Genomic DNA, 25,693 nt, shown 5'->3' on the forward strand with positions numbered 1-25,693 from the left:
CCACGACCGTTTCCGGGCGCTCTGGAGCCGACCATGACCATCATCAAGCACGGCTGCCTCACCGCCTCGCTCAGCCTCGCCCTCGCGTTTTCCTTCCTCGAGATGGGCGCTGGATGCGCTGAAGAGACGGGGGGACGCCAGCACCCGGGCCTCGAGCTCATCCCGATCAGTGATGCGGACCACGCGGTCCTTGGTACCTTCGAGAACATCCGGGCGACCACCGAGGCCAACGGCGTGCTCAGCCTCGAGTGGGACGGCGTCGCCGATCCCAACGTCGCCGTCGTCGAGATCTGGCGCCCGAGCATGACCAAGTGGGCGAGCTTGGCTGGCGGCGAGTGGAACCCGAGCCTCGACAGCTGGGGCGACCGGGTCGCCACCATCCCCGCCGGACCCGCGCAGTGGCTCGACCCCGCCGCCCTGGTCCTCGACGACAACCGCTACATCATCCGGACCATCGACTTCGCGGGCGAGGTCGTCGACGGCTACGTCGTCGAGGCGCGCCCGGCCCATGTGTTCCGCGCCGCGAACTGGTCCGACCTCGACACCGACGGCGTGGGCACCCACGACATCGACGGCGAGTACGTCAACGTCCGCGGCGACGGCCTCGACACCGTGCTGTTCACCGTCAACCGGGGCGAGCTGGGCACGATCAGCTACGAGACCAGCTCGGCCAACGGCTACGAGTACTACGAGGTCTACTTCAAGACGGGGGTGCACGCGGGCAAGCGCGGCTGGGTTGCCGGGGACTTCCTGCGTTGGTCGACCCTCGAGGTCTGCAACGGCGACGCGGTCATCCGCGACGGCGACAGCCTCGAGCAGAACCTGGGCAGCGCGGCCGACGGGACCGCGGTCTACGTGATCAGCGGGCAGGTGCGGAACACCGGGCAGCACCGCTACTTCAAGGTCAACGCTGGCGGCACCCAGGGCTGGGTGGCGACGAGCAACCTGTGCACCAAGGGCACCGCGGCGGCCAACGGCGGCGAGGGCGGCGGCGGGACCGGCACCGGCGGGGGCACGAGCGACAGCGGATCGTACGACGCGGGCCTGGCCAAGGCGCTCGCCGACGCGGCCTACTCCGGCTCCATCGGCTACTCCAAGGGCGCCTGCTACGAGTACGTCTGGTACGCCCTCAAGGCCGCCACGGGCATGACCGAGGCGCGCGCGAACCAGCTGGGCATCCCGGCGACCTCGGCCTACCAGTTTGGCGACTGGGCCGACGCCAACCCGAGCGCGCTCTACTCGGACTTTGGCCTGAAGCAGATCAGCTCGACGGCCGCCGACGCGCCGGTGGGCTCGGTGATCGTGTGGGACGCGGGCCAGTGCGGCTTCAGCTCGGCCCACGGCCACATCGAGATCGTCGCCTCGCCTGGCTACGCGTGCTCGGACTTCTGCGGCTACATGTACAACGACTGCGGCAACCCTCGCGTGTACATGCCGGTGCAGTGAGTCGCGGACGCGTCGGCGTGTTGGCACTGGCCACAAATTGCAATGTGCCGAGCAGCGCATGCTCGGCACATTGCAATTTGCGCGCAGCCATGTTAGCCCGATTCGAGACTCGGCCCTCCTGGTGTCGAGTCACGCTGTGGCGCCCTTCGTGGTCGTGCCGCGCGTCTTTCCCAAAAAACGAGCAGCGGTTGCGTCCCCGTAACCCCGTTTTATCGAGGCCTCCATGCAGACGGCACTTCGACCTCAATTCGATCGCTATCGCGGAATTACTCGGGCGAACATCCACAAGACTCCGCAGTGGACGCGGCTCGACCCCGAGCTCAAGGAAGCGATCCAGGTCGTGTCGACCGTGCTTCCGTTCAAGACCAACGAGTACATCGTCGAGGAGCTCATCGACTGGGATCGGGTCCCTGACGATCCCATGTTTCAGCTGACCTTCGTGCAGTCGGGGATGCTCGCCGAGCACGACTACGCGCGCATGGCCGAGCTCGTGCGCGCGGGCGCCTCGAAGGCCGAAATTCGGAGCGCTGCCGATGCGATCCGGCTGCGGCTCAACCCTCACCCGGCCGGTCAGCGGAGCCACAACGTACCCACCGTCGACGGGCGCAGGCTCGAGGGGGTCCAGCACAAGTACAGGGAGACGGTGCTGTTCTTTCCCCAGCAGGGCCAGACCTGCCACGCCTACTGCACCTTCTGCTTTCGGTGGGCGCAGTTCGTCGGCCTCGAGGGCATGAAGTTCGAGTCGCGGGAGATGGCCGACCTGACGACCTACCTGCGCAACAACCCGGCGGTGACTGACGTGCTGTTCACTGGCGGGGATCCCATGGTGATGAAGACCCGGGTGCTCCGCCGCTACATCGAGCCGCTCTTGCACCCGGACTTCGAGCACATCAACGTCCGCATCGGGACCAAGTCGGTCTCCTACTGGCCGCAGCGCTACGTCAGCGACGACGACGCGGACGAGCTCCTGGCCCTGTTCGAGGAGGTGAGCGCCAGCGGCCGCCACCTCGCGCTGATGGCCCACTACAACCACCCGCGCGAGCTCCAGACCGAGGTCGCCCAGCGGGCGGTCGCGCGGATCCGATCGACCGGCGCCCAGATCCGCATCCAGTCTCCGCTGATTCGTCGGATCAACGACGCGCCCGAGACGTGGGCCGAGCTGTGGCGCACGGGGGTCAAGCTCGGCTGCATCCCCTACTACATGTTCGTCGAGCGCGACACCGGCCCGCGCAACTACTTCGAGGTCCCGCTCGCGCGGGCTTGGGAGATCTTTGGCGACGCCTACCGCCAGGTCTCGGGCCTGGCCCGCACGGTCCGGGGCCCGTCGATGTCCACGATGCCGGGCAAGGTCCTCGTCGACGGCGTCGCCAAGGTCGCGGGCAAGCGGGTGTTCGCGCTGCAGCTGCTCCAGGCCCGCGACCCGGACCTGGTCCGCAAACCCTTCTACGCCGAGTTTGACGAGCGCGCGACATGGTTCACGGATCTGCGACCCGCCTTCCCCGAGGACGCCCCCTACTTCTCCGCCGCGTCGACGGGGGCCAAGAAGCGGCTCACGGTCGTGTAGATCGTGTAGATCAACATGGGCACGAGGACCCCGGGGAGGGCCTCGTAGACCGCGTCGACCCAGGGCGTCGCCCGCCAGGCGATGACCGTGACCAGGCCCGAGGCCATCATCACGGCGGCGAGCCAGGGCGGCAGGGGCCGACCGCGGAGGCGGACCATGAGCAGCGGCCCGAGGGTCGCGCCGAGGGCCGCCCACGCGATCATGACCAGGGCGAACACGCCGTCGATGTTGGCCAGCGCGATCGTCAGGGCGAGGCCCGCGACGCCGAGGGTCGCGGCCTTCGAGGCGCGCGGAGAGTCGGCCCAGCGCGGGTTGATGTCCTGGGTGATCGCGGCGCTGCAAGACAGCAGCTGCGAGTCGGCGGTGCTCATGGTCGCGGAGAACAGGCCCGCGAGCATGACCCCGACCAGGATCGAGGGCAGCAGCTCGAGCGAGAGCGTGGGCAGGGCGCGCTCGGTGGCGGCGTCGAGCTCGGCCCCCTCGAGGCCCGCGCCGAGCTCCGGCAGCAGCGCGCGGGCGTAGAGCCCGACGAGGATGACCGCGACGCTGAACAGCAGGTACCAGCCGAAGTACATGGCCCGGGCGCGCCCGATGGACTCGGGGCGGTCGATGGCCATGAAGCGGATCAGGATGTGGGGCTGAGCGACGGTCATCGCCCCGCCGAACAGGAAGCCGAGCAGGTAGAGGCCGAGGCCGAGGCTGAGGCCGTCGGGGGCGGGGTCGGCGAGGGCGGGGTCGGCGGTCGCCAGCGTGGTCATGAGCGTCGCCGGCGAGCCGGCCTCGGCCATGCACATCGCGAGCAGCACGAGCATGGCGACGATCATCACCAGGGACTGCGCGGCGTCGGTCCAGATCGACGCGCGGATGCCTCCGGCCAGGCAATAGATAGCGACGATGACGACCCCGAGCACGGAGCCGGTCCACATCGGCCAGCCGAACAGGGTGTGCAGCGTCGTGCTGCCGGCGAGGAGCTGGGCGGCGGCGTAGGTGCTGAGGAACACCAGCGTCAGCGCCCCCGCGAGGGCGGCGATCGTCCGCGAGCTCTGGCCGCGGCCGTCTCGGGCGAGCAGCCCAGGCACCGAGGTCGCGCCGACGCGCTCGCTGTGGACGCGCACGCGCCGGTGGAGCCACAGCGAGCTCAGCAGGTCCCCCATGACCCAGCCGATCTGCAGCCAGATCGCGGAGATGCCCACGCGCCAGGTGAAGCCGATGAGCCCGATGAACATGTAGCCGCTGTTGTTCGAGGCCACGGCCGAGAGGGCGATCAGCCAGGGCTTCACGTCCCGGCTCGCCACCAGGTAGTCCTCCGTGCTCGCCCGGCTCGCCCGCGCCGAGAGGGCCCCGATCGCGACGAAGGCGAGCAAGAAGACGACGAAGCTGGCGACGACGAGGCCCTCGTTCATCTCAGCCTCGGTGTGTCATCCAACGAGCATGCGAAGTCTGGTCGTGCAACGAGCAAGGGTTGCAGCCTAGCAAATCTTCGCGCCGGCTCAGGCGGGGGTCGTCATGCCTAGATGACTTCCGAGCCCAGCCACGCGATCCAGGACACGGACAACCTCAGGATCTTCACCACCGACCTCAACGGTCGACTCATCACCCTGCAGGTCAACCCCGACAACATCGAGTCACTGCTCGAGGACGGCGTCGGCTACGACGGCAGCTCCGTCGCCGGGCACGCGCGCGTGGACGACTCGGACAAGCTGCTGGTGCCGCTGCGCGAGACCTACCGGACGATCCCGCTGGTCGACGACAAGGTGGGCTTCATGGTCGGGCGCGTCGACGCCGAGGCGGGGCAGCGCTCGGCCATCGACGCGCGGGGCGTGCTCGAGCGCGTCGTCGCCCAGGCCCGCGAGGAGTTCGGCTATGAATTCCTCGTCGGCCCCGAGCACGAGTTCTTCCTGCTCTCGGGCGAGGCGTTCGGCGAGGACATTCACAGCGACGACGCCGGCTACTTCCACGCCGACCCCCGCGACGGCGGGGACGCCGTGCGCAGGGAGATCGTCGAGGTGCTGCGCGGGACGGGCATCCAGTTCGAGAAGATGCACCACGAGGTCACGGCCTCGCAGCATGAGATCAACCTCGGCCCCCTCGACCCGCTCGCGGTCGCCGACCGCACGCTGCTGTTCACCTACGTGGCCAAGCGCGTCGCGGCCCGCCACGGCCTGCACGCCAGCTTCATGCCCAAGCCCTTCAACGGCCAAAACCGCAGCGCGCTGCACATGCACCTGTCGATCCGCGGCCGCGAGGGCGAGCCGGTGTTCTTCGAGGAGGGCCGCGTGGGCAAGCTCAGCGATCCGGCGCGGTGGTTCATCGGCGGGATCATCAAATACGCGCGCGAGACCTCGATCGTCATGGCCTCGACCTTCAACTCCTACAAGGCCTACATCATGAACCGCGAGGCGCCGATGCGCCGGGGGTGGGGCCTGAAGAACCGCTCGTCGATGGTTCGGGTGCCCTACTCCAATTCGGCGAAGAGCAAGCGCATCGAGCTCCGATCGCCCGATCCTTCGGGCAACATCTACCTGCAGCTGGCCACCTACATCGGCATGGGCTTGCAGGGCATCCGCGAGCAGCTCGACTGCGGCGAGCCGGACAAGGGGAGCACCTACGACAGCGGCGACGAGATGAAGCTGTGGGACGAGCGTTACCTCCCGCGCAGCCTGTACGAGGCCCTCGTCGAGGCCGAGAAGAGCAGCTTCTTGCCGGGGCTCTTGGGCGAGCAGATGTACAGCCAGTACATGGCGCTCAAGACCGCCGAGTGGGAGGGCTACCGGACTCACGTCACGAGCCGAGAGCACCGCCGCAGCCTGTCGACCTGAGTTCTACTTTGCCCCCACAGCCGTTTGGGAACCGGGGGCGCTTCGTCGCTGTCCGCTCCTCCGCTTTGGCTTGGTGGGCAATGGGATTCGTGCCTTTGAGAAGGCTGGTGGTCGCCCCCGCAAGCGGGGGCGTGGATTCCTTGACAGTCCCTGAGTCGTGGAGGTGGGGCAGGGAGGGCGTGGCGTCGTCCACGACGGCTAAAATAGACAGGGACTGTGAAAACTTGACAGTCCCTGAGTCGTGGACGTGGGGCAGGGAGGGCGTGGCGTCGTCCACGACGGCTAAAGTAGACAGAGGGTCGGCCAAACTCGTTTTGGGCCGACCCCTCTGGGGCTCGCCGCGAGCCTTGGGCATGGTGCCCGAAGCTCAGCGCCGCCTGGGGTCCCGCGTCGCCCGCGTGACGGTGACGGTCAGCGGCTTCGCCTCCCCGCCGTCCCGGGCCACGCTCACTTCGAAGTCGTAGCGCTCGGCGAGGTGGTCGCCGTCCCAGGCCTCGAGGTAGACGAGCAGCTCGCCGCTGGCCTTGGCGGGGAGCTCGACGGCCTCGCCCTGCTTGGCCGCGGCGGGGGTGTCGGCGTCGCTGCGCCACAGCTGGATCTGGTCGACGCTCAGGGCCTTGGCCTCGCCGCCCTCGGGGTCGCGCAGGCGCACGCCCTCGAGGGTGAGGGTCATGGGCGCGTCCGCGGGGGCCTGGAAGGCGACGCGCAGGTGCTGGGGGAGGCCGCGGGTGGTGACGGCCGAGTTCACCGCGCGGATCGGCTGGAGCAGGGCGGGGTCGATGGCCGGCTCTGCAGGGGCTGGCTCCACGGCGGGCGAGTCCGCCGGCTCGGGAGGCTCGTGCCTGACCTCGGGTTCGGCTGCTGCGGGTGCGTCTTTTTGGACAGTCGGGCTCGGGGCCGGATCGGAGCACGCGCCGAGCAGGGCGAGCAGCAGGGGAAGGCAGAGCACGCAGTGGCGCGTTCGCGGCGTCGAGCGCTCGTCCGGCACGGCTGGAGTCTAGCAAGCGGTTTGCGCAAGGTCACACCTACGGGCCTCCCAGGCTGGAGTCGCCCCGTGACTGGGCGGAGCGCCTCCCGTGACGTACCTTCGCCGGAGTCCATGGGGCTGCTGCGACAAACCTGGCTGCTCACCCGCAACGACCTGCGCCAAGAGGCGCGGCGCTTCGAGCTGGTGCTGACGGCGGGGTTCTTCACCCTCGTGGTGGTCGTGCTGTTCGCCCTGGCCTTCTTTGGCCTCGACGAGGAGGTGCAGCCCAAGGCCGTGCCGGGCATGATCTGGCTGTGCATTGCCTTCGTGGGCGCGCTGACCCTGACGCGGGTGTTCGATCGCGAGCGGGAGAACTCGACCCTGGCGGCCCTGCTCGCCGCGCCCGTCGACCGCCTGGCCATCTACCTGTCGAAACTCGCGTTCACCGTCGTCGTGTTACTCGCGTGCGCGGTGCTGCTCGTCCCCGGCCTGGGCTTTTTGTTCCCGGCCGCCAAGATGTTCGCGGCCGATCCGCTGGCGACGATGGCCCTGGTCACCCTGGGCTGCGTGGGTTACGCGGCGATCGGGACCCTGTTCGCCGCGGGCCTGGCCACGAGCTCGGGCAAGAACGTGCTCCTGTCCGTCATCCTCTACCCCCTGACCACGCCGATCTTGTTGTTCGCCCTGGTCGCCACCCAGCGCCTGATCGAGGGCCACGGCGAGCTGTGGTCGACCATCGGCCAGATGGCGGCTCTGGACGTCGCCCTGATCGCCATGGGCTGCTGGTTGTTCGAGGCCGTGCTCGTGGGCGTGTCCGCCAAGCCGGGGGGCGCGTCCGAGAGCCCCAACAGCCGCGCCGCAGCGCGTGCCGCCCGCGCCCGCGGGCGCTGAGACCTTCGCCATGAAACACGTCCCTTACTTCCTGTTGGCCAACTCGGCGGCGCTGTTCCCCTACTGCGTCTACCGGGTGTTTCTGATGACCCCCATCGAGCGCGAGATGGGCACGGCGCAGAAGATCTTCTACTTCCACGTGCCCCTGGCGTGGATCTGCATGCTCTTCGCCATGGTCTGCGGCATCGCGGCGGCGGTCCAGCTGCGCCGACGCTCGGAGCGGGCCGAGGCCCTGGCCGTGGCCGCAGGCGAGATGACCGTGCTCGCCGGCCTGGGCGTGCTGATCACCGGGCCGATCTGGGGCGACGCGACCTGGGGCACGCCGTGGACCGGCGACGCCCGCCAGGTGTCCACGGCGCTGCTATGGATGATCTTCGTGGCCTACCTGCTGGTGCGCCGCTTTGGCCCGGCCAACTCCGAGCGCCTCGCCGCCGCGCTGGCGATCTTTGGGGCCATCGACGTGCCGATCATCTACTACGCGGTGAAGATCTGGAAGACGACCCACCCGAGCAACACGGTGGTCGGGAGCTTGCCGCAGACCATGTGGAACAGCCTGTGGTGGTGCCTGGGCGCGCTGCTGCTCCTGGCCATCAGCCTGGTGTGGATCCGCGCCAGGCAAGAGCGGATCGCCATCGGCCTCGACGAGGCGTGGATCGAAGCCGACGAACGAGACCCCAACCCCGCCGCGGCTGTCCCGGCCCGGGCCTGAACGAAGCGAACTAGCCATGGAACCGATTGCCGAAAACGAGAACGAGCAGCCCGAGGGCGCGACCGCGGGTGAGGCGAAGGCCGACGACGCTCCTGGAATGAAGAAGGTCGAGGGCCGCGACCGCGAGACCGTCGAGCTCAAGCGCCAGTACGAGGCCGAGGTCGAGGCCAAGGTGTCCTCGGACCACGCCCACATCATCCTGGCCTACGGCGTCATCTGGGTGTTGTTTGCGATCTACGGCGTGACGCTGTGGTGGCGCTCGAGCAAGCAGCAGGCCGACCTCGACGCCCTGCGCAAGCGCACCCAGCCCAAGGGTTGAGCCCCCCGCCGTGACCCTCGCTCACTTCATCTACATCCCGGGCATGATCTTGCTCGGCGCGGTCATCGGCTTCGTGCTCGGTGGCCGCAAGGCCGAGCTCGCGCGGGACGAGCAGGCCGACAAGGATCGCCGCCGAGCCGCGCGCGACGCCCGGCGCAAGGCCCGAGAGGGCGGCGCGGATCCGCGACAATGAGCAAGCTAAGCGTTTCGCGCGGGGTGGCTTGCGGGCTCCGCGGTGGGCGGCTATCAATGCCCGGCCAACCTGGCCCAGGAGAGCCGCCGACGATGTTCAACCCGACCATTAGCGAAGAGCAGTCCCAGCTCCTCGAGACCGCGCGCAAGTTCGCGGTCGAGCGCATCATCCCCGTCGCCCACGAGTACGACGAGACGGAGAAATTCCCGACCGAGCTGTTCCGCGAGGCCTGGGAGCTCGGGCTGATGAACGTCGAGCTGCCCGAGGCCTACGGCGGCCTCGGCCTGAGCACCCTCGACGGCTGCCTGATCGCCGAGGAGCTCGGCTACGGCTGCGCCGGCATCGAGACCTCGATCATGTGCAACCACCTCGGCGCGCTGCCGCTGATGGTCGGCGGCAGCGAGGAGCAAAAGGACAAGTGGCTCGGCCGCCTGTCCGAGGACTTCGAGTTCATCAGCTACGCCTGCTCCGAGCCCGACGCCGGCTCGGACGTCGCGGGCATGAAGGCCAAGCTGACCAAGAAAGAGGGCGGCGGCTGGATCCTCAACGGCCAAAAGCGGTGGATCACCAACGCCAGCCACGCGGGCATCTACACCGGTTTTGCGACCATCGATCCCGCGCTCAAGCACAAGGGCATCACCGCCTTCGTGGTCGACCGCAACGCCAAGGGCGTCAGCGTCGGCAAGAAGGAGAAGAAGCTGGGCCAGCGGGCCTCGGACACCGCCGACGTGCTGTTCGAGGACGTCGAGATCCCCGACGAGCAGATCCTCGGCGAGCCCGGCAAGGGCTTCTACATCGCCATGGAGGTGTTCGATAAGTCGCGCCCGATGATCGGCGCGTGCGCGGCCGGGCTGATCCGCCGCTGCCTCGACGAGTCGTGCAAGTACGCCCTCGAGCGCAAGACCTTCGGCGTGCCGATCGGCAACCACCAGGCCATCCAGATGATCCTCGCCGACATGGCGATCAGCTACGAGGCCTCGCGGCTGATGTACATGAAGGCGGCCTGGGAGGTCGACGCGGGCAAAAAGCGCACGCTGACCTCCTCGCTGGCCAAGTGCTTCAGCGCGGACGCGGCGGTCAAGGCGGCCACGGACGCGGTCCAGGTGTTCGGCGGCTACGGCTACACCCGCGAGTACCCCGTGGAGAAGCTCTACCGCGACGCCAAGCTGCTGCAGATCTATGAGGGCACCTCGCAGGTCCAGCGCATGGTCATCGCCCGCGGCCTGCTCCGCGGCGCCTGAGCTTCGCGTTCGCTTCGGCACTCGGCGCCCTCCGGCTCGTCCGGCGGGCGCCGTCGCGTTTGGGGCCGACCGGCGGGTGGGTTGCGCCAGGGCTCCGGGGCGAGCTTCGGCGAGGGCGCACTCGCGCCGACGGAGGCGTTATGCTGGGGGAGATGAACGATGCACCCATCGGCGTGTTCGACAGCGGAGTCGGCGGACTCACGGTGCTCCGCGCGCTGCGTCGGCGTCTGCCGAATGAGCGGTTCATCTACCTGGGCGACACGGCGCGGCTGCCCTACGGGACCAAGAGCCCCGAGACCGTCGCGCGCTACGCCGAGAAGGCGGCGGGGGTCCTCGTCGAGCGCGGCATCAAGTTGCTGGTCATCGCCTGCAACACGGCCTCGGCCGTGGCCGTCAGTCGCCTCGCAGAGCGCTTCGCCCCCGTCCCGGTGATCGGGGTGATCGAGCCGGGCGCGTGGGCGGCCTGCGCCGCGACCCGCAGCGATCGCGTCCTCGTGATCGGCACCGAAGGCACGATCAACGGCGGCGCCTACCAGCGAGCGATCGCGCGGCGGCGCCCGGCGATCGTGGTCCGCAGCGTGGCCTGCCCCTTGTTCGTGGCCCTCGCCGAGGAGGGGTGGGTGCGCGGTCCCATCCCCGAGGCGATCGCGCGGCGCTACCTCGCCGTGGAGCTGTCGGGCAACGAGGACGAGCGCGTCGACACCCTCGTGCTCGGGTGCACCCACTTTCCCGTGCTGCGCGGCGTCCTGCAGGAGGTGTGCGGGCCCGAGGTCAGCCTGGTCGACTCGGCCGAGACCACCGCGACGAGCGTGGCCCGGGCGCTCGAGCGGGAGGGCCTGGCGGCGGGACAAGGCGGCGGCGACTCGCTGCACTTTCTGGCCACGGACGCGCCCGATCGCTTCGCCCGGGTGGGGTCGGTGTTTCTCGGCGCGCAGCTGGACGCGAGCGCGGTCGAGCGCGTCGATCTGTGACGGCCGGGCGCGGCTCGTCCACGACGGCGCCGTGAGAGCGCGCAACGAGGGGGCAAGGGGGCAAGACAGCAAAGTCGCCCTCGACGTTTCCGCCGCGACCGGCGGTTGATAAGCTGCCCACCGCCCATGCGCACGCGCTCCCCCTCCTCCCTCCTCCGTGCCGGCCTCGCGTGGGCCGTCGCGGGAACGGTCGCGCTGTCCCCGGTGATGGAGACGCGGGCCTTCGCCGCGGCGCCTCCGAGTGACGCGGACATGACCGCGGCCCGCGAGGCCTACAAAGAAGGGGAGAAGGCCTACCGCCTCGGACGCTTCGACGAGGCGGCGAGCCACTTCGAGCAGGCCTACGAGCTGTCCGCGCTCCCGGACATCCTCTACAACATCGGCCTCTCGCACATGCGCTGGTACGACATCGACCCGGACCTGGCCCACCTGCGCCAGGCCAAGGTCGTGTTCACCAACTACCAGATCGAGCTGCAAAAAAACCCCGAGCTCGGCGACGCGAGCGAGGTCGACAAGCTCCTGCAGCAGATCGACGAGAAGATGGCCGCGCACGAGGAGGCGGACGCGCGCCGGGACGACTCGCCCGGACCCGTCGCGCCCGTCGAGGCCGGCGACGACCCGGGCAAGAAGCTGCGCCTCGCTGGCGCGGTGAGCCTGGGCGTGGGCGGCGTGGCCCTCGTCGGCGGCGTGGTCGGAGCGGCGCTCATGGGCGTGCGCGGCCAGGAGTTCCAAGAGCAGCTCCAGGTCGAGTACGACACCATCTCGGCCAACGACTGCGACGACCCCAGCGATCCGCGGGAGGTCTGCCAGGACGCCTACGCGGCCCGGGACACCCTGCGCTCGAACGGGCGCCAGGCCAACGTGCTCGCCGTGGGCCTGGGCATCTCCCTGGGCGGCATCGGGGTCATCGGCTTGGCGGCCGGGACGATCTTGTTCTTGCAGGGCAACAAGCGCACCAAAGAGTGGAACGCCCGGAGCCTCGGCGTCGCGCCGATGTGGAGCCCGGACGGGACCACGGGCCTGTCCCTGTCCGGCAAGTTCTGACCTCGTCCCCGCAGGCGAGCCAAGGTCAGGGCTCGGGGATCAGCGAGGTGTCGAGCTCGACGACGCGCAGGGCCGCGTCGAGGGAGCGGGGGGTCCGGCCGTCTCGGACCCGGGCGGCGACCACGAGGCGATCGCCGAAGCCGTGGGCGCTCACGCTGGCCACGCGCTCGCCGAGGGTCTGGACCTGGCCCTGGTCGAGGAGGGTCGAGCCGAGCTCGAACTGCGCGACGACGTGGACGGCCTCGTTGGAGACCCGACCGATGCGCAGCTGTGCCGTGCTCGCGTCCTCGATCAGGTAGACCTGGCAAAAGCACACGTTGGGGTGGCAGTGCTCGTCGAACACGTACTCCCGGTCGTAGCGGGTGTGGACCCAGGCGACCCAGTCGCGGCCGTCGTTGGTCCGCGCGAGGTCGAACTGCCGCGGGAGCAGGCCCTGGCCGTGCTCGGGGCAAGAGCCCGCGCAGTCCTCGGGCTCGAGGTCGCACCACGGATCGAGGCCGAACACCGGGAGGAGGTCGGCGGACGGTCCGTAGGGGGTCTCGTGGATGAACACGAGCGAGCCGTAGGTCTCGCCGAGCAGGGCCGAGAAGCGCTCGTAGGGCAGGCCCTCGCCTCCGTACTCGTCCTCGATCTCGACCGAGGCGTAGCCCGGGCGCGGCCCGCCGACGACGCGGACGTCGGCGATGGTCTCGAAGCTGGTGGAGGCCAGCAGATCGGAGGTGAGCTCCCCGCCCGCGCCGTCGCCGACCCGGCGCAGCCACAGGTAGTTGCCGTCGGCCTCGCTCATGCCGAAGGCGTGGACCTCACCGTCGCTGGAGATCGCAAAGCGGACCCCGGCGTCGGTGCTCTGGTGCCCGGGCGGGTGGTAGATGCCGGCGGTCCAGCTGCCCGGCTGCTCGCGGATGAGGTGCCGCGGCCCGCCCTGGTCGGCGACCGCGTACCAAAGGTGGGGCTTGCCCTGGGGGTCGAAGAGCAGCTCGAGCAGCCCGGGCGCGCCCGCGTCGGCGAGCACCTGGGCCTCGCGCCACTCCCCGGGGCTCGCGGCGAGGCTGTCCCGGGGTCGGAGAGAGACGAACTCGAAGGCCTCGGGCTCGGGTTCGGGGTCGGCCTCGAGCGGGCGGTGACCGACGATCATCGGTTCGCCGGCGCTGTCGAGGGCGAGCAGGGGGTGCTGGTCGCCGAGCCACTCGGGCAGGCGCTCGACGGCGTAGCCGGGGATCCCCGAGCCCTCCGCGCTGGGGTCGTCGCCCGGGCGCAGGAGCAGCCCGCCGTGTGTCCCGCTGGTCAGGACCAGGGGCCCTCCGGGGCTCGCGGCGACCTCGAAGCCGAGATGGCTGAACATGGGGTCGTCGCAGCGCAGCTCGAGGTCGCCGAGGATCGCTCCGGCGTTGGGCTGGGCCGGGTTGTGTTCTCCCGGACTCAGCGCGCATTCGATCTCGGGGGCTTCGCCGCCCTCGTCCTCGAAGTTGCCGCCGTCGATGAGCGACGGGGCCGGGCCGCAAGCTGGACTACCGAAGATGCCGAGGATGCCGAGGAGCCCCAGTCCGAGGCGCCGCGCTCGGCCTCGCGCGGCTCTGGGCACCAAGGGCATGGAGGGATCCTAGCAAGGCAGAGCTGCGGAGCGCGCAAGATGGTGATCTCCTTGAGGAATCGAACTTGGCCCGTGCGCACGAGCACGCTCGGGGAGCCACCGGTGCGGTCGCCGGGGAGCAGCGTACTGCGCAGGTGTATCGAGGCGGGAGGGAAGGGCGCGCCCGGTGGACGGAGGACCGGTCGGGAATTGCTCCCGCATCCGTGGCTGCACACCTGCGGGAACGAGGCTTCACTCACGGTGCTTCGAAGCGGCCGCGTTCCCGTCTCAAGCGCGCCGGGGACCACTCCCCGGTTCGCTCTCGGAGGATTTCGTAGTAGGGTGCCGACGCGTCCGTGTAAGGGCCCCGCGGAGACCCCGTTGGGCCCCAATCACCCGCGCCTCGTCTCGGCCTCGCGCGTCGGCCAGCGAGATCCTGTCTGGGAGTCCGTCGAAGTCGACGGCTCCTGGTTGGGCGCGCACCGTGGCGTGGGGGAGACTCGCGCTGCGCACCCTCGTACCACGCCGGAAAGCGACTGGAACCATGTCAGGAAGCGGTGAACTGAAACCCGGGCTTGTGATATACCCGCAGACCTCAGTGGACTGCGCCTGTATGCAAGGCACTGCCCCTACAAGGAGCCCTCTCCTGTGAAGCGTTCTCTGCTCAAGTCTCTGATCTCCGTGTCCCTGGTGGCGGTTCCCGGTTTCGGGCTGTTGCTCGCTCCGGACACCGCCGAGGCCGCGCCTCCGTCGACCGGCGAAGGCGTCATCAACGGCGTCGTCAAGAACACCAAGACCGGGGATCCGATCGAGAACGCGGTCGTCATCCTCCAGTGTTCGTGCATCGGCGGTCAGCAAGAGCGCATGACCAACGGCCGCGGCATCTATTCGTTCACCGGGTTGCCGCAGGGCAACTACACGATTCAGGTGCTGGCTGGTAAGGCCAACGTCTCGAAGATCACCCAGCTGCCTCGCGGCGCGAAGTTCCGGGCGAACTTCTCGCTCAACCCGGAGCAGGACCAGGTCATCGAGCTCGTCGTCGAGGCCGCGCCCGTGGCCAGCAACGCCGCCTCGTCCATGACGATCGGCGCCGAAGAGGCCAAGAAGCTCCCGGTCGGTTCGGACACCAGCCGCGACTTCACGGCCGTCGTCGACATCGCCCCCACGGCCCAGCGCGACGCCGCCGGCATCTCGTTGGCGGGTACGACGGGCGCCGAGTCCAAGTACACCGTCGACGGCGCGGACATCACCAACCCGGCCTTCGGTACCGTCGGCGCCACGCTCATCCAGGAGTTCGTCCAAGAGGTCGAAATCAAGGAGTCGGGCTACGAGGCCGAGTTCGGCGGTGCGTCCGGCGGCCAGGTCTCGGCGCGCCGCGTCGCGGGCTCCAACACCCTCCGCGGTGAGGCGGGCGTCCGCTTCGCTCCGCGCCTGGCGGCGCCGCGCTTCATCCAGTCCACGGATGAGGCCCTGCGCGTCCAGCAGGTCGGCGACTTCAACGCGCAGGCCTACGCCATCGTCTCCGGCCCGATCAAGAAGGACAAGGTCTTCTTCACCATCGGCGTCGCGCCCTCGGGCACCCGCTTCTCGCTGACGCAGAGCTTCTACAACCGCATCGACCTCGACGAGTCGGGCGGCTTCGAGGACTGCCCCTACGAGAACGGCACGAACGACTGCGTCGAGAACGGCAACTACATCGCCACGACCAAGTTCGCCGAGCAGAAGTTCAACACCGGCGCGTTCAACTTCGGCTACATCGCCGGCATCGACTGGGCCATCACGCCCCGGCACAAGCTGGGCCTGACGGCGCAGGGTGGCCCCACCTTCCTGCGGACCACCTACCGCCTGCCGTTCAGCTTCGACCCCAACGCCTTCGGCACCAACCCGGCCTCGGACCCCCTGGGCGGCTCGTCGCGCATCGCCACCGGCGTGGTCAACGACCACTTCGGCACCTCGCTCGCGCACACCACCTTGGTCGCGTTGAACTATGAGGGCCGCGTCCTCCAGGACAAGATGGAGATCGACGCGGGCGTGTCCTACTTCCAGTCGGTCTCGGAGACCGCCTGGCGCCTGGACAACCCCTCGCTCAAGGACATCCCGGCCACGCAGGAGCAGGACTCGCAGGGTCGCAACCTCTACGAGTTCCTCGACCGCGTCGGCGCCGTCGACCTGGTCCCCGGCGTCGACGAGGCCTGCAACGGCGCCGACCTCCCCGGCATCGCCTGCCCGACGCGCTTTTGGCTGTCCGGCGGCATCGGTGAGTACAACCGCGACATCAACCGCCGCGTCGCGGGTCGCCTGGGCTTCACCCACTTCTTCGAGGGCGCGGGCTCGCACCAGGTGAAGTGGGGCGGCGCGGTCAACTACCTCCAGCGCCACAGCCAGTTCACCTACTCGGGCTCCAACGACCCGAGCTTCTACGACAACTGTGAGGCCGGCGAGACCGGCGGCGGCGAGTACTGCTACAACCCCGCCGACGACAGCTACCGCTTCGACCGGAGCACGCGGGTCAACAACCACCGCTTCGTCCAGGTCAACACCAACAACCCGGACAACCGCTTCGCCCGCGGCTTCGGCACCATCCGCCGCGAGCAGAACGACCTGCGCGCCCTGGCCGACGCCCTCGGCCGAGGCGTCCGGACCGACGGCTACGACGAGACGCTGTCGACCCTCAACTACGCCGCCTTCCTTCAGGACAAGTGGGCGATCCTCTCGAACCTCTACATCACCGCCGGTGTGCGCTGGGAGGTTCAGGACATGCGGGACATCTTCGGCGACACCCAGATCATGATCTGGGACAACGTCGCGCCTCGCGTCGGTGTGGTCTACGACTGGACGGACGAGGGTAAGAGCCGCCTGTACGCCAGCTACGGTTGGTTCTTCCAGCCGCTCCCGCTGCAGCTCAACAGCCGCGTGTTCGGTGGCCTCATCCAGGTCACCCGCCAGTACCAGCAGCGCGACTGCTTCGGTCAGAGCACCACGGTCAACGGCGTCTCGAACGCGCGCATCGACGACCAGGGCCAGCCCACCGAGTGGTGTGTCGACACCAACTCGGGCACCACGGGCCTGACCCAGGGCGCCATCGTTCCGCGCCTCAAGGGCCAGTACAACCAGCAGTTCCAGGTCGGCTACGAGCAGGAGGTCATCGAGGACCTCGTCATCGGCTTCCGCTGGCTGCACACCGATCTGGGCCGCGCGGTCGAGGACGTGTCGACCAACGGCGGTCAGAACTTCATCATCGCCAACCCCGGCGAGCAGGTCCGCGAGTCGGACATCCAGGCTCAGCGCGACACCTGCTCCGACCTCCAGTCGCAGTACGACGCCTTCGACCCGGACGACGACAACCGCAACCCCGTCGCCCGCGAGCTCAACCGCTGCAACTTCCTGGTCAGCGCCTTCGAGCAGATCAACGAGCAGTTCGACCCGCCCACGCGCAACTACGACGCGTGGACCCTGCAGCTGCAAAAGCGCTTCGCCAAGAACTGGCTGCTGCTCGGCAGCTACACCTACAGCCGCCTGGTCGGTAACTACGACGGCTTCGTCGACCCGATCAACGGCTCGATCAACATCGGCGCGAGCACCCAGTACGACATCCCGGAGCTGGTCCGGAACTCCTACGGTCCGCTCTCGGCCAACATCCCGCACCGCGCGAAGATCGACGGCTTCTACAGCTTCGACCTCAAGCAGGCCGGTCGCCTGACCCTGGGCACCAGCTTCCGCTTCCAGTCGGGCTTCCCGATCAACGTCCGCTCGGATACGCCGAACTTCAACTACAGCGGCAGCTTCCTGGTCTACATGCTGCCCCGTGGGTCCGGCGGCCGCGTGCAGCCCAACTACCAGTGGAACCTCAGCGCCGGCTACGCCTACCCGCTGCCCAAGGACCTCGAGATCGAGTTCAACGCTCGCCTGCTCAACGTCACCAACGCCAAGGCCATCCTGCGCGTCGACGACATCTACACCTTCCAGGCCTCGCGTCCCATCGCGGGCGGTGACGTCGGCGACCTCAAGCACGCCAAGGTGTGGGCCCCCGGCGGCGGCGCGACCAACTTCTTCGGTCGCAACATCGTCCAGCCTCAGGGCAACTTCGGCGTCGAGACCTCGTTCCAGCAGCCCCTGTCGGCGCAGTTCGAGCTCAAGCTGCGCTTCTGAGTCGAACTCAGGGACGCGCCCCCTCGCCGGGGCGCGAGCGAAGGGGCAGCGCACACGCGCTGCTCCTTTTGCATGTGGGAGCAGACGATCAAAGTGGCTTGGGTCGTACAGCCAGCGCTCGGTCTGGCCTGCATCTTGGCGGGTCCCCCAGGGGCTTCCCCCGAAGCCCCCGAGGGCCCGGCGATGCCCACCGTCGAGGTGCGCTCCCCCGGGTCTAGCCCCGGCGTGGCCTCGGGCTCGGCGGCGCTGGTCGTGCGCGTGCTGCAGTCCGACGCGGGCGAGGCGGCCGTCAACGCCCTGGTGCTGATCGAGTGCCCGTGCCTGGGCGGGCGGACCCTCGAGGCCTTCGCCGACGCCGAGGGCTTGGTGCGCTTCGAGGGCCTGCCTCCCGGGCGCTACGCGGTCCGGGCGGTGTGGCGAGACGGGCAGGTCGGGCGGGCCGTGACCCTCGAAGGGCGCGTGCAGATCGACCTGCGCATGGCCAGCTCGGCGAGCGACCAGAACGTCGAGGCTCGCCACCCGCTGCTCACGGGCCGCAGCTGCCCGCCGGGGCACGCGTGCGGGCTCACCGAGGGCGTCGCCGAAGCGGGATCGGGGGCCAGTCCACGCTTTGGTCCGTGGCCGGACCTCGGCCTGTCGCCGCCTGAGCCCGCCGCCGGTCCGCTGTGGATCGTCTACGCGGGCTCGCCGGCCGAAGATCCCCTGGCTCGGGTCGGCCGTCAGGGCCGGGCCGGGGCGCTCGGGGAGGGGGCGGCGCTGGGCCTGTCGCCGGCCTTTGGAGCGCTCCACCCCGACGGCGTCGCCGCGCAGGGCCTGGCCCTCGATCTGGCCGGGCTCGGGGCCATGGGCGGCAGGGGGGCGCTGCTCGAGCGACCGAGAGCCAGCGACGACGGGGTCCACGGCGAGTTCGGCCTGTACGGCTACGGGCGCCTGGGCGCGCCGCGCTGGCCGAGCACGGACGAGGCCGTCGTCGCCCTGGCCAACCGCGAGCTCGCGGGCGCGAGCCACCTGCTGGTCCGCGCGCCGCTTCGCGGGGGCTCGGGCCTGGGCCTGGTCGTGGGGCTGACTGGCCAGGCCGAGCGCCTGCGCTTGAGCGAGCGCTTCGTCGGGCGCGAGGAGCCGCGCAGCTTCCCCCTGAACGCGGCGACCCTGGGCGCGCTCGTGGGCCTGGACTGGACCATCGACGCGCGCCACGAGCTGTCGCTGACGGCGGCCGGGGGCCCGCGCTGGCACGCGGCCAACTACCGCCTGCCCCTCGACTGGGAGCCCACGCCCTTCGGCACCAACCCGGGCGCGGACCCGACCAGCTTGGTGTCCCGGCGCTTGGGCGACGGCCCCGTCGACGCGCACTTTGGTCGGGACTTCGCCTGGGGAAGCCTCGCCGGCGTGCGCTACCGGGCGCGGCTGTTCGACGGGGCCCTCGGCCTCGAGGCGGGGCTGAGCCATCGAGCGAGCTTCGCCGCCCGGGGCTGGCGCCTCGACCAGGCCTGGACGGCGGACAGCCCCCGGACGCAGCTCCAGGACGGCGCGGGCCGAGACGCGCGGGTCTGGCTGGCGGGCGAGGGGCTGGGCGACGGGGCGGGGGACGAGTCGAGCTGGCTGCCGGCGGAGACCCTCGCGCGCTGCGGCACGGCGGGCTGTCCGCTGCGCCGGGCGAGCCGGGGCGGGGTCGGCCTGCGCGGCGAAGACCGGGTCGACCGGGTCTCGGCGCGGGCGCGGGTCCAGCACTTCTTCGAGCTCTACGGCAGCCACCGCCTCGAGTGGGGCGTGGACGTGGACTGGCTGCGCTGGCGAAGCGCGCGGCGGCACTCGGGCAGCAACGCGGACGACTTCGGCGGGCACAGCTGCGACAGCGGCGAGCTCGGCCTCGGCGAGGCGTGCTGGTCCGCCGCCGACGAGGGCTACTCCGTCCGCGACAGCGCGCGGGTCGACAACCACCGCGCCCTGCTCATCGACCCCGGGCCCGGGGAGCCGCCCAACCAGCGCCTGAGCCGGGGCTTCGGCGTGCGCCAGTTCCACGCCGGCGTGGACGCGCCGATCACCTCGGCGCAGGGCCACGGCGTGCGCGCGCCGGGCTACGCGGGGACCCTGAGCCGCACGGACTACCGCGTCGTGGTCGACGAGCGCTGGTCGATCTTGCCGAGCCTGCTGCTGCTCGCCGGCGGGACCTGGATGATCAGCGACCTGCGCGACGGTCACGGCCTGAGCGAGGCGCTGGTGCTCCGCCGCCAGTTCGCCCCGCGGGCCGGGCTGGTCTACGACTGGACCGGGCGCGGCGACAGCCGGCTCTACCTCGGCTACCGCTGGGAGCTCCAGCCGCTGCCCCTGCACGTCGCCGCCCGGGCCATGGCGGGGGTCATCGAGGTCGGCCGGTGGGCGCCGGAGGTCTGCCTCAGCAACGAGGACGCGGCGCCGCCCCGAGACGGACGCGGGCACCCCTCGGAGTGGTGCCAGGACTCGGCGCTGTACACCGCGGGGGCGGACACCGCGGGGACTCGGCCGCGGCTCCGCGGCGCCCACGATCGCCAGCTCGAGGCCGGCTACGCCCAGCGCGTCGCTCGGAGCGTCGACGTGCAGCTGCGCTGGGTCCACCGCGAGCTCGGGCGGACGATCGTGCCCGTGGCCGCGGGCGCTGGCACCGACGCGGTGATCCTCGCGAACCCCGGGGAAGGGCTGGGCGGCGTCGCGGGGGCGCTGCCCCGGGCGCGCCGGCGCCTCGACGCGTGGAGCGTGGCCATCGAGCGCCGCCCCGAGTCGGGCCTGGGGGTGCACGCCTGGGGGCGCTACAGCTTCGCCCGCTTCGTCGGCAACGACGAGGGGTGGATCGATCCGCGGACCGGCGCGCGCAGCCTCGAGACGACCCTCCGCTACGAGCGACCCGAGCTGCTGATCAACGCCGCGGGGCCCCTGGCCGGCGTGCCCCCGCACCGCCTCGACCTCGGCCTCGGCTACGCCTTTGGTCTGGGCGCGAGCGCGAGCGCCGGTCACCTGCGCGTCGAGGGCCGGTACCGCTGGCGCGCGGGCATCCCCGTCGACGCCCGCGTCGACCTCGACCTCCCGCGCTACCGCGGCCGCAACCTGGTCCACGCCCTGCCGCGCGGGGCGGGCGGGCGCACGCCGGGGATCGGTCGCTTCGACCTCGGGGTGGCCTACGCGCTGAGCCTTCCGCGGGGTCGCGCGCGCCTCGAGCTCCACGCGCGGCTGCTCAACGTCCTCGCCACCACGGCGCCGCTGCGCGTCGACGAAGTCTACAGCTTCCACGCGGTGCGCCCGATCCGGGGCGGCACGCTCTCGGATCTGGCCCACGCCAAGGCCGCGCTGCCAGGCGCGGGCGGGCGGGGAGTCGCGCGCGAGTTGGTGACGCGCAACCCCAACTACGGGGTGGCCACTCGCTTTCAGCAGCCCCTCGGGGGCCAGCTCGGGCTCACCCTGGCTTTTTGAACCCCGTGAAAGCCCGGGTTCGAGCCCGCGTTGGCGAGCTGAACCCGCTTGCGAACCGGGGTCCACTCTCTCGGGGGCCAAAAGAGCCCTGCCGTGAATCGATTTTTCCTCGCCCGCGCGCGTGCTCGCGTCGGGCTGCCACCCACGCTCTTCCACCGCATCGTCTGTGTCTTGGGCGCGGCCGCGGGCGCCACTGCGCTGTCCTCGGTCGTCGCCGGTGAGGCCCTCGCGTTTGCCCCTCCCGCTGAGGGAGACGGCGGAAACGGGGCCGTAGAGGGTCCTGCGAGCCCGAATTCGCTGGGCACGATCTCGGGCGTGGTGACCAAGCGCGACGGCCAGGAGCCCGTCGAGGGGGCCATCGTGGTCGTGCAGTGCAGCTGCCTCAACGAAGAGGTCTCGGTGCTGACCAACGCCCGCGGCATCTATCGACTCTCCGGATTGCCAGCCGGCGTCTATACGGTTCAGGCCCTCTACGACGACCTCGAGAACGTGCGCACGGTGGAGCTTCCGCGCGGCCAGAAGATGCGCGCCAACCTGTCCCTGGACAAGGGCCGGGGCTCGGGATCGACGACGACCATCATCGTGACCAAGCCCATCGATTCGAGCGTCGCGCACTCCGGGGACAAGTTCGACGGCGAGACGATCCGCCAGAGCACCCCGGGCTCGACGGTGTCCAACGGGGCCTACGACAAGATCATCGATCTCTCGCCGACGGCCAACGACGGCCCCGGCGGGCGCAAGACCGTGCTCGGCGAGAGCGACCTGCAGCAGCGCTACACCCTCAACGATCACGAGGTCAGCGATCCGACCATCGGCTCCGTCGGCGCCCAGCCGATCGCCGAATTCGTCGGCAGCGCCGAGGTGCTCGAGTCGGGCTACGAGGCCCAGTACGGCGGGGCCTCGGGCGGGCAATTCCGGGCCCGGCGCATCGCCGGCACCAACATCGTGCGCGGCACGGCGGGGCTGCGCTTCACCCCGCGCCTGGCCGAGCCGCGCTTCATCATGGACACCGACGAGGCGCTGCGCGTGACCTCGGTGCCCGAGTGGGGCGGGGCCGCCTTCGCCACGGTGCGCGGTCCGATCGTCAAGGATCGGCTGTTCTTCTCCGTCGGCGTCAACGTGTCGGGGGCGCGCCACACCCTGACCCAGAGCTTCCACCACCGCGTCGACCTCGACGAGTCCGGGGGCTTCACGCCCTGCCCCTACGAGAACGGCACCAACGACTGCGTGACCGACGGCAACTACATCGCCACGCGCAAGTTCGCCGAGCAGACCTTCCCCACGGGCGGCATGCAGGTCGGCTGGCTCGGCGGCCTGGACTGGCGCATCAACTCGCGCCACTCCCTGGGCCTGACCGTCAGCGGCGGCCCGAGCTTCTCGCGGACGAGCTACCGCCTGCCCTTCAGCGTCGACCCGGCCTCGTTCGGCTCGAACCCCGCGGCCGATCCCCTCGGCGGCGGGGCGCGCATCGCCACGGGCATCGTCAACGGCCAGTTCGGCACGGACCTGAGCCTGAGCAACGTCGTCGGCCTCGAGTACCACGGCCGCGCGCTCCAGGATCGGCTCGAGATCGACGCCGCGGCCAGCTACTGGCAGGGCAGCTCGCAGGTCGGCTGGCGCCTCGACGACCCCGCGATCCGCGACCAACCCGCGGCCCAGGAGACCAGCGCGGGCGGGCGCAACCTCATCGAGTACCTCGACCGCGACAACCGGACCTCGGACATCCCCGGGGTCGAGGAGGCCTGCAACTCCACGGACATCCCCGGCGACGCCTGCCCCGTGCGGACCTGGGTGTCCGGCGGCATGGGCAACTACGAGCGCGACGTGGCCCGGCGCGTCCAGGGCAGCTTCAGCTTCACCCACTTCGTCAACTCCAAGGCCGGCAACCACCAGGTCAAGTGGGGCGGCGAGGTGTCCTACCTCCAGCGAGACAGCCGCTACGCCTATTCGGGCTCGAACAGCCCGGGCTTTTACGACAACTGCGACGCGGGCGAGCTGGGCGGGGGCGAGTACTGCTTCAACCCCTCGGACCAGAGCTACCGCTTCACCCGCGCGACCCGGGTCAACAACAACCGCTTCATCCTGTCCAACGCCGACGCCCCCGACAACCGCACGACCTTCGGCTACGGCCGGGTCCGCCACGAGACCGGCGAGCTGCGGGCGATCGCCAGCCCCCTGGGCCGGGGCGTGCGCGTCGAGGCCTACGACGAGACCCTGTCGAGCATCAACTACGGCTTCTACCTCCAGGACCGCTGGGCGATCATGCCCAACTTGGTGGTGTCCGCCGGCGCGCGCTGGGAGGTCCAGGACATGCGCGACATCTACGGCGACTCCCAGGTGCTGATCTGGGACAACATCGCGCCGCGCGTGGGCGTGGTCTACGACTGGACCGACGAGGGCCGCAGCCGCCTCTACGCCAGCTACGGGTGGTTCTTCCAGCCCCTGCCCCTGCAGCTCAACAGCCGGACCTTCGGCGGCCTGGTCCAGGTCGTGCGCGGCTACCAGCAAAACGACTGCCTCAACCAAAACTCGAACATCGGCGGGGACTCCTTCGCCCGCACCGACGACGATCAGCTGCCGACGGAGTGGTGCGTGGACTCGGGCGGCGACACCTCGGGGCTGACCGCCGGCGCCGTCGCGCCCGGGCTCAAGGGCCCCTACAACGCCCAGTTCCAGCTCGGCTACGAGCAAGAGCTGATCGAGGACCTGGTCGTCAACTTGCGCTGGGTCCACCAGGACCTCGGGCGCGCCGTCGAGGACGTGTCGACCAACGGCGGGCAGCTGTTCTTGATCGCCAACCCCGGCGAGGAGGTGGCCGACAAGCACATCATCCAGCAGCAGGCCCAGTGCGCCGAGCTGCAACAGCGCTTCGACGGCATGAGCGACATGGACGACGACCGCGTGGCCGTGGGCAGGGACCTGCGCCGCTGCGAGTTCTTGGCCGACGCCTTCCAGCAGCTGGGCACCATGTTCCCCAAGCCCAAGCGGACCATGGACGCGTGGACCCTGCAGCTGACCCGGCGCCTGGCCAAGGGCTGGAGCGTGCGCGCGAGCTACACCTACTCGCGCCAGGTCGGCAACTACGACGGCTACGTCAACCCCAACACCGGCGTGGTCAACCTCGGCGCGAGCACGCAGTACGACATCCCCGAGCTGGTCCGCAACAGCTTCGGCCCGCTCTCGGGGACCGTGCCGCACATGATCAACCTCGACGGCATCTACAGCTTCGACTTCCGCAAGAACGGTCGGCTGACCCTCGGCGCGAGCTTCCGCTACCGCTCGGGCTTGCCCATCAACGTGCGCACCGACACCCCCCAGGGCCAGTACCGCGGGCAGAACCTGGTCTACCTGCTGCCCCGGGGCGCGGGCGGGCGGATGGAGCCGAACTACCGCGTGAACCTGACCACCTCCTACGCCTACCCGCTGCGCAAGGACCTCGAGCTCGAGGTGATCGCTCGGCTCATCAACGTCACCAACGCCCGGGCCGTGCTCCGCGTCGACGACGTCTACAGCTTCGAGGGGGCCCGACCGATCGCTGGCGGAGACATCGGCGACCTCAAGCACGCCAAGGTCCATTCGCCCGGAGGCGGGGACGGCTTCTTCGACCGCGAGATCGTTCGGCCCCAGGGCAACTACGGCGTCGAGACCCGCTTCCAGCAGCCGCTCTCGGGCCAGTTCGAGCTCGCGCTGCGCTTTTAGAAGTGACCAGGCAATCGCCCGGCGGGGCGGGCGGTGTCTTCGACGCTGCCCGCCCTGTGTTCGTGATTCTTGCTCGCGTGCTCGGGTGACCAGGCCGCCCGGACGTCCGCCGGAGAGCTTGGAAGTGCTCGCGTCGGAGCTCTCGCTGGGCTCGGGCGACGAGCTCGCGGCTGACCAGGGTGATGAGCTCGGAGCGTCACTCCGAGCGCCCATCGACCTTGGGGCGAGCCGGCGGGGGCAACTCAGTAATCCCCGAACAGCTCGGAGATACGCACGTCGAGGGCGTTGGCGATTTTATAGAGCGAGGACACCGAGGCCGAAGACTCGGCGCGCTCGATCTGGCTGAGCAGCGAGACCGAGAGGTTGGTCCGCCGGCTCATGTGCTTGAGGGTCAGCTCGCGCGCCCGTCGGAACTCGCGGATGCGCTTGCCGATGGTCAGGTGCAGCTCGTCCTCGCGGCGGACGACGATGCCCTTCTTGCGGGCGACCCGGGCGACGGTCTCGCGCATCTCGGACCCGGAGAAGGGCTGCTGCAGGTAGGCCGACACGCCCAGGTTGATGGCGTCGGTCGCGGACTCGAGGGTGGGCGTGGCGGTCATGGTGATGACCGCGATGTCCTTGTCGAACTTGCGGATTCGGCCGAGGAGCTCGAGGCCGTCCTGACCCGGGA

At 70.1% G+C, this 25,693-nt stretch carries 17 protein-coding genes; 13 read left to right on the plus strand and 4 right to left on the minus strand.

Features of this window, described 5'->3' with window-relative positions; translation table 11 throughout:
• The first annotated feature begins 33 nt into the window (after window positions 1-33).
• Together PPSIR1_RS36505 and PPSIR1_RS36510 are read left to right on the plus strand one after the other, a co-directional pair.
• Complete coding sequence (locus PPSIR1_RS36505) at window positions 34-1,446, plus strand: CHAP domain-containing protein (RefSeq protein ID WP_006976302.1); 1,413 nt, start codon at window positions 34-36, stop codon at window positions 1,444-1,446.
• A gap of 223 nt (window positions 1,447-1,669) precedes the next feature.
• The gene (locus PPSIR1_RS36510) at window positions 1,670-3,010 is read left to right on the plus strand and encodes a KamA family radical SAM protein (RefSeq protein WP_045117473.1); all 1,341 of its coding nucleotides are present in this window, start codon (window positions 1,670-1,672) and stop codon (window positions 3,008-3,010) included.
• On the opposite strand, the gene PPSIR1_RS36515 is transcribed toward PPSIR1_RS36510, so the two are convergent.
• Window positions 2,959-4,413 carry a sodium/proline symporter gene (locus tag PPSIR1_RS36515; RefSeq protein ID WP_006976305.1) on the minus strand — a complete coding sequence of 485 codons (1,455 nt, stop codon included), beginning with the start codon at window positions 4,411-4,413 and terminating at the stop codon, window positions 2,959-2,961. The genes PPSIR1_RS36510 and PPSIR1_RS36515 overlap by 52 nt on opposite strands.
• 111 nt (window positions 4,414-4,524) lie before the next feature.
• Here PPSIR1_RS36515 and PPSIR1_RS36520 point away from each other — a divergent pair, with 111 nt between their 5' ends.
• The gene (locus PPSIR1_RS36520; RefSeq protein ID WP_006976306.1) at window positions 4,525-5,829 is read left to right on the plus strand and encodes a glutamine synthetase family protein; all 1,305 of its coding nucleotides are present in this window, start codon (window positions 4,525-4,527) and stop codon (window positions 5,827-5,829) included.
• Between the two features lie 367 nt (window positions 5,830-6,196).
• Here the strand turns inward: PPSIR1_RS36520 and PPSIR1_RS36525 are convergent, their stop codons facing one another.
• Complete coding sequence (locus PPSIR1_RS36525; RefSeq protein WP_157596362.1) at window positions 6,197-6,817, minus strand: hypothetical protein; 621 nt, start codon at window positions 6,815-6,817, stop codon at window positions 6,197-6,199.
• Window positions 6,818-6,928: 111 nt separating this feature from the next.
• Here PPSIR1_RS36525 and PPSIR1_RS36530 point away from each other — a divergent pair, with 111 nt between their 5' ends.
• From PPSIR1_RS36530 to PPSIR1_RS36560, 7 genes are all read left to right on the plus strand, one after another.
• On the plus strand, window positions 6,929-7,687 hold the full coding sequence (locus tag PPSIR1_RS36530) for a heme exporter protein CcmB (RefSeq protein WP_006976308.1): 759 nt from the start codon (window positions 6,929-6,931) through the stop codon (window positions 7,685-7,687).
• A 10-nt stretch (window positions 7,688-7,697) separates the two neighbouring features.
• Window positions 7,698-8,396 carry a cytochrome c biogenesis protein CcsA gene (gene ccsA, locus PPSIR1_RS36535; protein ID WP_045117474.1) on the plus strand — a complete coding sequence of 233 codons (699 nt, stop codon included), beginning with the start codon at window positions 7,698-7,700 and terminating at the stop codon, window positions 8,394-8,396.
• 16 nt (window positions 8,397-8,412) lie between these two features.
• A complete protein-coding gene (locus PPSIR1_RS36540) occupies window positions 8,413-8,715 on the plus strand; it encodes a hypothetical protein (RefSeq protein WP_006976310.1) in 303 nt (100 codons plus the stop codon).
• Between the two features lie 10 nt (window positions 8,716-8,725).
• Entirely contained in the window at window positions 8,726-8,908 is a 183-nt protein-coding gene (locus PPSIR1_RS36545) for a hypothetical protein (RefSeq protein WP_006976311.1), read from the plus strand.
• A 92-nt stretch (window positions 8,909-9,000) separates the two neighbouring features.
• Entirely contained in the window at window positions 9,001-10,149 is a 1,149-nt protein-coding gene (locus PPSIR1_RS36550; RefSeq protein ID WP_006976312.1) for an acyl-CoA dehydrogenase family protein, read from the plus strand.
• A gap of 140 nt (window positions 10,150-10,289) precedes the next feature.
• Window positions 10,290-11,120, plus strand: a complete 831-nt coding sequence (murI, locus tag PPSIR1_RS36555; protein ID WP_006976313.1) for a glutamate racemase — start codon at window positions 10,290-10,292, stop codon at window positions 11,118-11,120.
• 126 nt (window positions 11,121-11,246) lie between these two features.
• On the plus strand, window positions 11,247-12,164 hold the full coding sequence (locus PPSIR1_RS36560; protein ID WP_006976314.1) for an outer membrane protein assembly factor BamD: 918 nt from the start codon (window positions 11,247-11,249) through the stop codon (window positions 12,162-12,164).
• Window positions 12,165-12,189: 25 nt separating this feature from the next.
• Here PPSIR1_RS36560 and PPSIR1_RS36565 read toward each other — a convergent pair whose 3' ends face one another.
• Window positions 12,190-13,755, minus strand: a complete 1,566-nt coding sequence (locus tag PPSIR1_RS36565; RefSeq protein ID WP_006976315.1) for a hypothetical protein — start codon at window positions 13,753-13,755, stop codon at window positions 12,190-12,192.
• Window positions 13,756-14,424: 669 nt separating this feature from the next.
• Here PPSIR1_RS36565 and PPSIR1_RS36570 point away from each other — a divergent pair.
• From PPSIR1_RS36570 to PPSIR1_RS36580, 3 genes are all read left to right on the plus strand, one after another.
• The gene (locus PPSIR1_RS36570; protein ID WP_232296606.1) at window positions 14,425-17,883 is read left to right on the plus strand and encodes a TonB-dependent receptor; all 3,459 of its coding nucleotides are present in this window, start codon (window positions 14,425-14,427) and stop codon (window positions 17,881-17,883) included.
• Window positions 17,884-18,066: 183 nt separating this feature from the next.
• On the plus strand, window positions 18,067-21,324 hold the full coding sequence (locus tag PPSIR1_RS36575) for a carboxypeptidase-like regulatory domain-containing protein (protein ID WP_157596364.1): 3,258 nt from the start codon (window positions 18,067-18,069) through the stop codon (window positions 21,322-21,324).
• Between the two features lie 315 nt (window positions 21,325-21,639).
• A complete protein-coding gene (locus PPSIR1_RS36580) occupies window positions 21,640-25,023 on the plus strand; it encodes a TonB-dependent receptor (RefSeq protein WP_006976318.1) in 3,384 nt (1,127 codons plus the stop codon).
• Window positions 25,024-25,265: 242 nt separating this feature from the next.
• Here PPSIR1_RS36580 and PPSIR1_RS36585 read toward each other — a convergent pair.
• The coding region (locus tag PPSIR1_RS36585) for a helix-turn-helix domain-containing protein (RefSeq protein ID WP_006976319.1) at window positions 25,266-25,693 on the minus strand (428 nt) is incomplete at its 5' end.

Origin of the sequence: Plesiocystis pacifica SIR-1 (assembly GCF_000170895.1) — a bacterium.
Taxonomy (GTDB): domain Bacteria; phylum Myxococcota_A; class Polyangia; order Nannocystales; family Nannocystaceae; genus Plesiocystis; species Plesiocystis pacifica.